Here is a 3,865-nt window from a genome sequence, read left to right on the forward strand (position 1 = left end):
GGCCGGGAAGACGAAGCCGGGGCCTTGGAGGCTTTAAAGAGCGCCTTGGCTGAAAACGACGGGCAAAAGCTGACCACGGCCATCATCACCAAGGACCTGGATGCTGCCAAAAAGCTGGCCGGCCAGCTAGCGGGCGGCTCAAGTCAGGTGCACCTGATCTCCAGCGCCAACCAGCGCCTGGTCGAGGGCAACTTGATCCTGCCGTCCTACCTGGCCAAGGGGCTGGAATTTGACGCCGTGATCATGTGGGATGCCTCCAAGGCAAACTACCATGAGGAAGACGAGACCCAGTTGGTTTACACGATCGCTTCCCGGGCCATGTACAAGCTGGACCTGGTCTACCAGGGCGAGAAGAGCCCGCTTTTGCCGGAAAACGGTGAAACTTTTACAGAAAAATAACTAAAAAGCTTGACGGCTTTTTAAGATTAGTCTAATATTACTAAAAACAGTTCAACAGTTAGTCATATTTCCTGCGATGAACAGAAGAAGTAGCTTTGGCTAGGCAGATAGAGACTTCCCGCCGGTGGAAAGGGGAGCAAGGCCAGGGTGAACACACGTCTGTGAGCAGAAGAGGTGAAGTCTTGTAGCCTCTTCCGGGTCAGCCCGTTAGCGCTGCAGCTTGAAGCTTTTTTTCAAGCTGGTGAGGCCGGCTTGCCGTGAGGCACCGGTGAACACGAGGTGGAATCACGCTAACGCGTCCTCTTGGCCCTCCGGGGTCAAGAGGATTTTTTGTTTTCAGAAAGTGCGGGTAAAAAGAATGAAATACGTTATGGAAATCCTTCCCTCCCTCTTCAGCGGGGCGGGGATGACTCTGGAAATCTTTTTTGAAACGCTGATCTTCTCCCTGCCCTTGGGGATCCTGGTCTCCTTTGGCTTAAACAGCCGCTTTGCCCCTTTGAAGTGGCTGCTCAACTTCTACGTTTGGTTGATGCGGGGGACGCCGCTTCTTTTGCAGCTGATTTTCGTCTTCTACGGCCTGCCGATCGTCGGCTTGACCTTCCCGCGCTACATGGCGGCTTTGGTGGCCTTCGTTTTGAACTACACGGCCTACTTCGCGGAAATCTTCCGGGGCGGCAACCAAGCCATCGACCGCGGCCAGTTTGAAGCAGCCAAGGTCCTGCAATTGACCTACGGGCAGACGCTCAGAAAGATCGTGATTCCCCAGGTGATCAAGATCGTCCTGCCATCCATCGGCAACGAAGTCATCAACCTGGTCAAGGACTCATCCCTGGTCTACGTGATCGGCCTGGGCGACCTGCTCAGAGCCGGCAACCTGGCGACGGCCCGGGACGTGACCTTGGTGCCGCTGGTGCTGGTGGCCATCATCTACCTCATTTTGATCGGCCTGTGCACTCTGATTCTGCGGCAGCTGGAAAAGCACTACTCATACTACAGATAGGGAGGGAAAGACAATGCTTGAAGTGAAAAATTTGGCCAAAAGTTTTGGCAACCGGCAGATTTTGAAAGACATGAACTTCAGCCTGGCTGACGGCGAAATCCTTACGGTGGTTGGCCCTTCCGGGGCCGGGAAGACGACCCTGCTGAGAATCATCGCCGGCCTGGAGACCGCGGATGCCGGGACGATGCTTTTAGGCAAGGAAAAGTATGACCTCAGCGGGGAAGAGCGAGGCGCCGTCGGCGTGGTCTTCCAAGACTTCAACCTTTTCCCGAACATGTCGGTTTTGGAAAACATCACTCTGGCCCCCCAGCTGGCTTTAAAAGAAGACAAGGAAACGGCGGAAAGCAAGGCCAAGGAGCTTTTGGAAAAATTGCAGATGGCGGACAAGGGAAGCCTTTACCCTTATCAGCTCTCCGGCGGGCAGAAGCAGCGGGTGGCGATCGCCCGGGCTTTGGCCATGCAGCCGAAGATGCTCTGCTATGACGAGCCAACCAGCGCCCTGGACCCGGCCCTGCGCGACCAGGTGGCCGACCTCATCTTGAGCCTGAAGAAGTCGGGCTTGACCCAATTGATCATCACCCACGACATGGACTTTGCCAAAAAAGTCGCTGATCAAGTCTTAGAGGTTAAGCCATTGGAGGGTTAAAATGAAGTGGTTCAAAAAAATAATGCTGCTGGCTCTGGTGGCGGCCTGCTTTTTGACAACGGCCTGCAGCAATCTGACTAAAGAAGCCAACCAGCGCGACACCTGGGCCAAGATCAAGAAACGGGGCAGCCTGGTGATCGGCTTGGACGACACTTTCGTGCCGATGGACTTCAGAAAGAAAAACGGCCAGCTGATCGGCTACGACGTCGACCTGGCCAAGGCTGTCTGCAAGAAGCTGGGCCTGAAGGCAGACTTTCAGACCATCGACTGGTCCATGAAGGAAACGGAGCTCAGAAACGGGACGATCGACGTTCTTTGGAATGGCTACAGCGTGACTAGCCAGCGGAAGAAAAAGGTGGCCTTCAGCCGCAGCTACCTGAGAAACCGGCAAGTGCTGGTGGTCAAGAAGGCCAGCGGCATCAAGTCCTTTGCCCAGATGAAGGGGCAGGTCGTCGGGGCCCAGAGCGGGTCGACGGCCCAGATCTGGCTGGACGGCAGCCAAAAGGTCTTAAAGCCCAAGAGCCGGGTGCTCTACGACACGATTCCGGCGGCCTTCCTGGACCTGAATGCCGGGAGAATCAAGGGGATTTTGCTGGATGAAACCTATGCCGAATACTACATCAAGCACGAGGCGGATTCCAGTTCCTACCAGGTCATCTTGAACAAAGAGGTGCCAGAAGACCTGTTTGCCGTAGGGATGCGGAAGGGCGACAAGACCTTGAAAAAGAAGATCAACCAGGCCCTGGCTTCCTTAAAGGCCGACGGGACCCTGGCCAAGATCAACCAGAAGTGGTTCGGGCAAAAGTCAAATTACCTGGGCAAGGCCAATTAAGCAAAAGAGCAAGAAAAAAACTGTTCAGTCTTTTCCAAAAAGGAAACTGAACAGTTTTTTCTTATGCCATCTTGTTGATTTGGTCAGCCAAAACGTCGGCCAGCCAGGAGATGCCCTTTTCGCTGTAGTGAAGGCCGTCTTCAATCATGAAGGAAGGCAGGTCCTTCAGCTTCTCCATCTTGTGGGTCAAGTCGAAGAAGAAGGAGTTGGTCTTGCCGGCGTCTCTTTGCGCGATGTCGACGTACTGGTCCAGCTTCTCCAGGGAGTAGGCCGCGGCCATTTCCGGATTGGTCAAGTCCGGCATGGAAGGAGCCAGAACCAAGGTGTCGCTGGCCCCGGTCACCTTCTGGGCCTGCTTGATCAGGCTTTCCAGGCTTTCCTGGTAGTCATAGGCGCTGCAGCCCCAGCTGGCGGCGTCGTTGGTCCCGTATTCCACGATCAGGATGTCGCAGGCCGGCAGATTGCCGACTCTGGGCAGGACGTCCTGGGCCAGGGCGCCGCTGACTGAGATGTTTACGACCTCGTAAGCTGCTCCCAGCCGCTTGGCCAGGGCCTTGGTCAAGCGGTCAGTATCCTTTTGCCCGTCATACGCGTTAAAAATTGAATCGCCAAAAAGCACGACTTTCTTCATCTGTTTCACCCATTCCTTTGAAAAAATGAAGCTGGCATTTGCCAGTTTCAGCTGCTTTTTTTACTATAATAATTAAAGAAGGAGAAAAGGACAAGTAAAACGATGCGAAATTATACTGAATTCAGCCGGCAGGCCTGGGCGTCCCTGACCCCCAAGACCGAGCTGGCGGTGACCAATGAAGAACTAGCCAAGGTCAAGTCCCTGGGCGACCAGCTGGACGTTAAAGACGTCGACGAGATCTACCAGACCCTCTTGAACTACATCCACCTGGCCTACCTGGCCAAGCGGGAGACGGCGGCCAGGCAGGCGGCCTTTTTGCATTTGCCGGAAGCCCGCCTGCCGTTCATCATCGGCATT

At 54.8% G+C, this 3,865-nt stretch carries 5 protein-coding genes and 1 pseudogene; 5 read left to right on the plus strand and 1 reads right to left on the minus strand.

The genetic code is table 11. The annotated features are described in order from the left end of the window. The 4 genes from lacNas_RS10935 to lacNas_RS10950 form a co-directional block, all read left to right on the plus strand. A partial coding sequence (locus lacNas_RS10935) for an ATP-binding domain-containing protein (protein WP_201346864.1) occupies window positions 1-399 on the plus strand: 399 nt, incomplete at its 5' end. Between the two features lie 358 nt (window positions 400-757). Next, the gene (locus lacNas_RS10940; protein WP_201330085.1) at window positions 758-1,399 is read left to right on the plus strand and encodes an amino acid ABC transporter permease; all 642 of its coding nucleotides are present in this window, start codon (window positions 758-760) and stop codon (window positions 1,397-1,399) included. Between the two features lie 13 nt (window positions 1,400-1,412). Continuing rightward, on the plus strand, window positions 1,413-2,045 hold the full coding sequence (locus lacNas_RS10945) for an amino acid ABC transporter ATP-binding protein (RefSeq protein ID WP_201330086.1): 633 nt from the start codon (window positions 1,413-1,415) through the stop codon (window positions 2,043-2,045). Window position 2,046: 1 nt separating this feature from the next. Further along, window positions 2,047-2,877 carry an amino acid ABC transporter substrate-binding protein gene (locus lacNas_RS10950; protein ID WP_201330087.1) on the plus strand — a complete coding sequence of 277 codons (831 nt, stop codon included), beginning with the start codon at window positions 2,047-2,049 and terminating at the stop codon, window positions 2,875-2,877. Between the two features lie 61 nt (window positions 2,878-2,938). On the opposite strand, the gene lacNas_RS10955 is transcribed toward lacNas_RS10950, so the two are convergent. Continuing rightward, entirely contained in the window at window positions 2,939-3,508 is a 570-nt protein-coding gene (locus lacNas_RS10955) for an SGNH/GDSL hydrolase family protein (RefSeq protein WP_201346865.1), read from the minus strand. Between the two features lie 102 nt (window positions 3,509-3,610). On the opposite strand from lacNas_RS10955, the pseudogene lacNas_RS10960 reads away from it, so the two are divergent. Further along, window positions 3,611-3,865 (plus strand): annotated as a pseudogene (locus tag lacNas_RS10960) (type I pantothenate kinase); the annotation flags it as partial.

The organism is Lactobacillus nasalidis, from assembly GCF_016587775.1.
GTDB lineage: Bacteria > Bacillota > Bacilli > Lactobacillales > Lactobacillaceae > Lactobacillus > Lactobacillus nasalidis.

Excerpts from the sequence above, each read along its gene's own strand:
- lacNas_RS10950 (WP_201330087.1), top strand. The coding sequence starts at position 2,047 with ATGAAGTGGTTCAAAAAAATAATGCTGCTGGCTCTGGTGGCGGCCTGC.
- lacNas_RS10945 (WP_201330086.1), top strand. The coding sequence starts at position 1,413 with ATGCTTGAAGTGAAAAATTTGGCCAAAAGTTTTGGCAACCGGCAGATT.
- lacNas_RS10940 (WP_201330085.1), top strand. The coding sequence starts at position 758 with ATGAAATACGTTATGGAAATCCTTCCCTCCCTCTTCAGCGGGGCGGGG.
- lacNas_RS10955 (WP_201346865.1), bottom strand. The coding sequence starts at position 3,508 with ATGAAGAAAGTCGTGCTTTTTGGCGATTCAATTTTTAACGCGTATGAC.